At 67.4% G+C, this 5,434-nt stretch carries 7 protein-coding genes; 3 read left to right on the forward strand and 4 right to left on the reverse strand.

Going from position 1 to position 5,434, the window contains the following annotated elements; all coding sequences use genetic code 11:
- Window positions 1–204 precede the first annotated feature (204 nt).
- The 3 genes from H7290_RS12345 to H7290_RS12355 are packed head-to-tail and all read right to left on the reverse strand — an operon-like array spanning window position 205 to window position 2,895.
- Entirely contained in the window at window positions 205–963 is a 759-nt protein-coding gene (locus H7290_RS12345; RefSeq protein ID WP_290514316.1) for an ABC transporter ATP-binding protein, read from the reverse strand.
- On the reverse strand, window positions 960–1,790 hold the full coding sequence (locus H7290_RS12350; protein WP_290514317.1) for an ABC transporter permease: 831 nt from the start codon (window positions 1,788–1,790) through the stop codon (window positions 960–962). Before H7290_RS12350 ends, H7290_RS12345 begins: the two co-directional genes overlap by 4 nt.
- 28 nt (window positions 1,791–1,818) lie before the next feature.
- A complete protein-coding gene (locus H7290_RS12355) occupies window positions 1,819–2,895 on the reverse strand; it encodes an ABC transporter substrate-binding protein (protein WP_290514318.1) in 1,077 nt (358 codons plus the stop codon).
- A 196-nt stretch (window positions 2,896–3,091) separates the two neighbouring features.
- Between H7290_RS12355 and H7290_RS12360 the strand changes: the two genes are divergently transcribed.
- The 3 genes from H7290_RS12360 (at window position 3,092) to H7290_RS12370 (ending at window position 5,139) form a co-directional block, all read left to right on the forward strand.
- The gene (locus tag H7290_RS12360) at window positions 3,092–3,700 is read left to right on the forward strand and encodes a YkoF family thiamine/hydroxymethylpyrimidine-binding protein (protein ID WP_290514319.1); all 609 of its coding nucleotides are present in this window, start codon (window positions 3,092–3,094) and stop codon (window positions 3,698–3,700) included.
- 43 nt (window positions 3,701–3,743) lie between these two features.
- Window positions 3,744–4,037: a hypothetical protein gene (locus H7290_RS12365; protein ID WP_290514320.1), complete on the forward strand. Its 294-nt coding sequence runs from the start codon at window positions 3,744–3,746 to the stop codon at window positions 4,035–4,037.
- A gap of 244 nt (window positions 4,038–4,281) precedes the next feature.
- Window positions 4,282–5,139 carry a nucleoside phosphorylase gene (locus H7290_RS12370; protein ID WP_290514321.1) on the forward strand — a complete coding sequence of 286 codons (858 nt, stop codon included), beginning with the start codon at window positions 4,282–4,284 and terminating at the stop codon, window positions 5,137–5,139.
- A gap of 166 nt (window positions 5,140–5,305) precedes the next feature.
- Here the strand turns inward: H7290_RS12370 and H7290_RS21355 are convergent, their stop codons facing one another.
- A complete protein-coding gene (locus H7290_RS21355) occupies window positions 5,306–5,434 on the reverse strand; it encodes a helix-turn-helix domain-containing protein (protein ID WP_366927631.1) in 129 nt (42 codons plus the stop codon).

Genomic DNA, 5,434 nt, shown 5'->3' on the forward strand with positions numbered 1-5,434 from the left:
CGAGCGGTGGCGGTGGGATGTGACCTCCAAAATTCAACTATTCCGCCATCGGCCGGTTCCTAGAATCGTTGGAATTGCAGCATATTCGTATCACGGTGATATGTCTGGATCCCGCTAGATCACACCAATGTGTGCCCAAAATGTGCCCACGGATCGCCGAGAATCCCCCTCGGTTGGTCCTGCCCAGCCCCCTGTCGCCTGACGTCACGACGAGGGGTGACGGGCCTCGCCGAGCAGCGTGTGGAGCCGTTCCTCCAGTCGGTGCACGTGTGGGTCCGTGATGAATCCATCGATGCGATCGACGGAGCGGTCCACCAGCACTTCGCCGGTGAGGGGGCCGGGCGAAGACGGCAGCACGAGAACGCGGTCCGACATCCGCACCGCTTCCCGGATGTCGTGGGTGATCAGCAAGATGCTCCACCCGTTGGCTGACCAGATCTCGAGCAACCACCGCTGCAGCTCGTCGCGGGTGATCGCGTCGAGCGCGCCGAACGGTTCGTCAAGCAGCAGCACCGGCCGGCCCTGCACCACGGTGCGCAGGAATGACACCCGTTGCCGCATCCCGCCAGACAGCTGACGAGGGTAGAGCCGTTCGGTGCCGACCAGCCCGAATGGCTCGAGCAGCTCACGGACTCGTCGGCGGGCCTCGCCGCGCGGTACCCGCGCGACCTCGAGCCCGATCCCGGCGTTGTCGATGATCCGCCGCCACGGCAGCAGAACGTCGCGCTGAGGCATGTAGGCGAAGGGCCTCTCCCGGGCAACGGGCGAGCCGTCGAAGCAGATCTCACCGGCGTCGGGTTGCACCGCGCCGGTGAGGATTGACAGAAGCGTCGACTTGCCGCTGCCACTTGCGCCGACCAGGGCCACCACTTCACCGGCACCGACGTCGAACGAGATGTCGTCGAGCACCTGCCGCTCACCGAAGGCCTTCCGCACGCCACGCAGCTCGAGCGCACCCATCATCGTGTCGCTCTCTTCCCCGTGCTCCGCTCGATCCGCAGCCACGGGACGAACAACCGCTCGACGATCACGACCGCTCCGTAGAGTGCGAGCGTGAGCACCGTGCTCACGAGCACCGCGGCCAGCACGAGGTCTGTGCGGAAGACGTTCTTCGCCGACTGCATGTAGACGCCGAGCCCGCTGACCGCGCCCGCGTACTCCGCAAAGATCGCGCCCACCACTGCATACGTGATCGAGATGCGCAGCGACGAGAAGAACGACGGCACCGACGCGGGCAGCCGGATCATGCGGAACACCATCCAGCGCGAGGCGCCCATCGAGTGCAACAGATGCTCCGCCTCGGGCTCCGCAGAACCGAATCCGCGCATCAATCCCACGACCATCGGGAAGAACGTGACGAAGGCGACGAGCAGGACCTTCGGCAGCAACCCGAAGCCGAACCACAGCACGACGAGCGGCGCCAGGGCGATGAGCGGCAGCGTCTGGCTGATGATCAGCAGTGGCAGGACGGCCCGGTGAAGCACACCGGAGAAGTCGAGCAGCGTCGCCACGAGGAATGCAGCGGTCACCGACAGCGCGAATCCGGCGAGCGTCGCGAGGAGCGTGGGGATCGTGTTGCGCCGCAGCGCGTCGCGCTCGGCCCAGCCTGCGTCGAGAATCCGCGTCGGGGACGGCAGCATGTTCGCCGGCACCATGCCCGCCGCCGACACCGCCTGCCAGATCGCGATCAGGACGAGGAAGGCGACGAGCGAGGGCCCGACAACGACGATCCCGCGAGACACCAAGCTGCTGTCGCGCGCGGACGAGCTCGGGACGGACGCAGTAGTCACGCGACTGAGTTTCACGTCCGTCCGTACCTCACTGGAGATACTCGTCCGTGTAGTACTCGCTCCAGTCAGGCTCCTCGGTGACGGCCTTCCCCTCGGAGTCGGTGAGGAAACCGCCCTTGACCAGGAACGCGCCGAAGGCGTTCCAGGCATCAGGGTCCGCCGCGCCGATCGCGCGATCCGCAGAGACCAGGTAGCCGTCCTCCGCCAAGAGCTCGGCGCTTCGGTGGACGAGCTCCTTCGCGGTGCCGAGCGTGTCGGGGTTGGCCTTGATCAACAGGTCGGCGGCGCGCGCCGGATGCTTCGCCGCGTAGGCGTATCCCCGTGCGACGGCCTGCACGAAGGCTGCCGCGTCCTTGGGGTGCTTCTTGAGGTAGGCATCGCTCGACACGATGCCGGTGGACTGCTGCTCGGGCACGCCGAAGTCCTGGTATCGGAACGACTGGTACGGGTGTCCGTCGATCTGCGTCTGCAGGTCCTCCCACGTCGCGACCGAGAGGGTGAAGTCGATGCGGCGCTGCGCGAGGGCCTCGTAGGCGCCGGTGTCGAGGGCGACCTCCTTGAACGTGCCCTTCCCCCCGTCGCCCTGGATGGTCGCCTCGGCGAGAGCCGAGTAGAGCGGAGCCCCGAAGCCGCCGAAGACGCGACCGTCCAGATCAGCCGGTCGGGTGATCTCGTCGCGGTCGCCGAGCACGACGAGCCGCCCGGTGTCGGTCTGGGTGACTCGGTACACGGAGACGAGGTCGAGCCCGGCGGTCCGAGCCGTCTGGACGTTCGACTGACCGGCGATCCCGAAGTCCGCCTCGCCGGCGGCGACGAGCTGGGACGCCGAGGTGGAGCCGTACGGCAGGATCTCGACGTCCAGTCCGGCGTCGTCGAAATAGCCAAGTTCGTCGGCGACGTACACGCCGATATGGTTGGTGTTGGGCGACCAGTCAAGCGCGAACGTGACCTGAGCGGTCCCGGACGCCGATCCCGACGACGAGTCGCTGGCCCCGCAGGCGGTCAGCGCGAGACCACCGGCCGTGACTAGGGCCAAGGCCGCGAGGGCCCGGCGGGGGAAGCGTTCGTTGGTGGTGCGTGGGCGTGTAGTGGTGTGGTGACGCATCGAAGCGTGCCCCTGATCTCTCGTTGGGCACGGGTGCTCTCAGAGAAGTCTCCCTCCCTGGCATGATCCAGACGAGGTATGACGGTCGAAGGTTGGAAACCTTCCTCTCAGCCCGGCCTACCGGACTCCCGTGTGCGGCACAGCGTAGCAACGCACCGGCGCCGGCCGACCGCGCCCATCTCCTAGGGTGGTCGCCGTGAACTCATCGATGACAGCTCAGCAGTACGGCGTGGGCGCCCGCGTCACCCTCTCGGTCTACGACTCGGGGTACGTCCAGATCATCCTGGCCGCGCTCGCCGACGCCGATACGACCGGTCTGACGATTGAGACCAACGACATCTCGACGTTCGTCATGGGGCCCGAGTCCCGCGTGCTGGGGTTCATCCGGGACGTCATCGCGGGAGCAGCGGCCAGCGGTGCTCACCTGTCGGCAGCAATCCTGCTGTCACGCGGGTGCCCCGGCGAGCTGCAGTGCGCGCTGCCGCCAGGGGTCGCCGCGCAGGGGTCGGATCCTGTCTCGCTCGAGCCTGCCGGCGTACGGGCCCGTGCCCACTGGTCGCTGTACCCGCTGCTGGACGGCGAGTCGACCGGCGAGCACATGACACCGATCTACGCGGCGATCGAGCGGGCCAAGGCCGAGGGCGTCTACTCCGGATCGGATCACTACGCGACCCGTCTGGATGGCGATCTCGCCGCGGTGCTGCAGACCGCGGCGAACGCCTGGATCGCGGTCGGTGCCACCGTCCAGCACGTCGTCACGCACCTGACCGTCTCGATCAACAGCCCCTCACCGATCGATGCCTGACCCATCGTCTTCGGGGCCTGCCTCGCAGCGCAGCATGCACCTCGTGGGCATGGTGAACCCGCCGACCAGCCAGTACGCCGAGAACTGGCGGAACCCCCTCGGCCGCGCTGACTGGTTGAGCGGACGGTTCTTCACAGATCTGGCCCGCACGCTCGAGCGCGGGTGCTTCGACCTGATCTTCTTCGCCGATGCGCTCGCGGTACCCGAGGACGCGGCTGGCGAGTACGCAACCACGCTACGCACCGGCGGGAAGGGCAGCATCTATCTCGATCCGATCACCCTGGTCGCCCTCGCGCATGCGGGTGGGCTTGCCGTCCCGTGTGCCCCCAACAGGTAGAGGCGGATAAATGACGTGGCAACCGCAGTGTCCCTGTGACCGCCTCGGCGCTCTATCGTGGCCAGAGGTCCGGGAGGCCCGGAAGGGTTCGACCTGAGGAGGAATGTATGAGCACCGCACCGTTTCGCAGTCCGGGCACATACCGGCGCCCTGATGGCAGGGAGATGGTCGGGCTCAGCGGGCACAGGCAGACGCCCGAGTCCGTCGCCTACAGTGCGGCAGGGGAAGCCAGGGACGCGCGGGGATGAGCAGGACCAACCACCGACCACCCGACCAGGCACAGGCCGATACCAGTCAGCATCGCGTTCTGGTACAGAAGGCGTACGACGAACCGTCGCTGTTTGCGCCGGAGAATCTGCTGCGCGAGGCCCGACGTCAGAAAGCGCTGCCGAACGTCCCTGTCCCCGAGATCGCGCTGCTCGACCCGGACGGCGACATCGTCCGTCACCTGACCTCGACCGGCACCGGTCGCCGTCACCCCGGCTGGGCCTGCTACCACACCGACATGTGGGTCACCGACCTGGACGGCATCGAGGTCGGTGTCGTCGGAATGGCGGTCGGGGCACCGTTCGCGGTGCTCGTCGCCGAACAGCTCGCGGCGTCCGGAGCACGTCTGGTCATCAGCATCACCTCGGCGGGCCTGATCACCCCCGCCGGGAAGCCGCCCTACTTCGTCCTCATCGACCGTGCCCTGCGCGACGAAGGCACCAGCGGCCACTATCTACCACCAGCTACCTGGAGTGAGCTCTCCGAACGAGTCGCAAGCCAGCTCAACGACGCGTACGACGGACTGTCCGAGCCCGTGCACCGGGGTGCCTCATGGACGACCGACGCGCCGTACCGGGAGACCGCCTCGACCGTGGCGGCCGCTCAGGAGGCTGGCATCGCGTGCGTCGAGATGGAAGCCGCCGCCCTATACGCCTACGCCGCCGCACGCACCCGCGACGTGGTGTGCATCGCACACATCACAAACACGATGGCGACCCTTGGCGACGACTTCGAGAAAGGCAAAGGCAACGGCGTCCCTGCCGCGCTCACGGTCGCCCGCGCCACCGCCGCCGCGCTCACCAGCGAGGGTTTGCCCCAAGACCGGACGACATGAGCCTGGCCTGCCGCTGCGGTACTGCGCCACCTTGGCTACTTCGAACGCGAGCACACCGCCCGCCGGCGAGCCGATGACGCATCGATCGTCGTGACGCCCCTCGTCGTCCTGTGGGGACCGATCCAACGTGACGTGCCAACTTCGGCGCGGGTACAGGACGTCGACTTCATCGCCGGACCATCGACGGCCAACGCTCAGAGACCGTGTCCCTGGAGATCCCCAACCTCGACGCTATCGCCCTGACCGACATCTGCTCAGCGCCATGAAGATGACGAATCTCAGCCCAATCCTGCAA

This window comes from Aeromicrobium sp. (genome assembly GCF_014378035.1).
In the GTDB taxonomy this organism is placed as follows: Bacteria; Actinomycetota; Actinomycetes; order Propionibacteriales; family Nocardioidaceae; genus Aeromicrobium.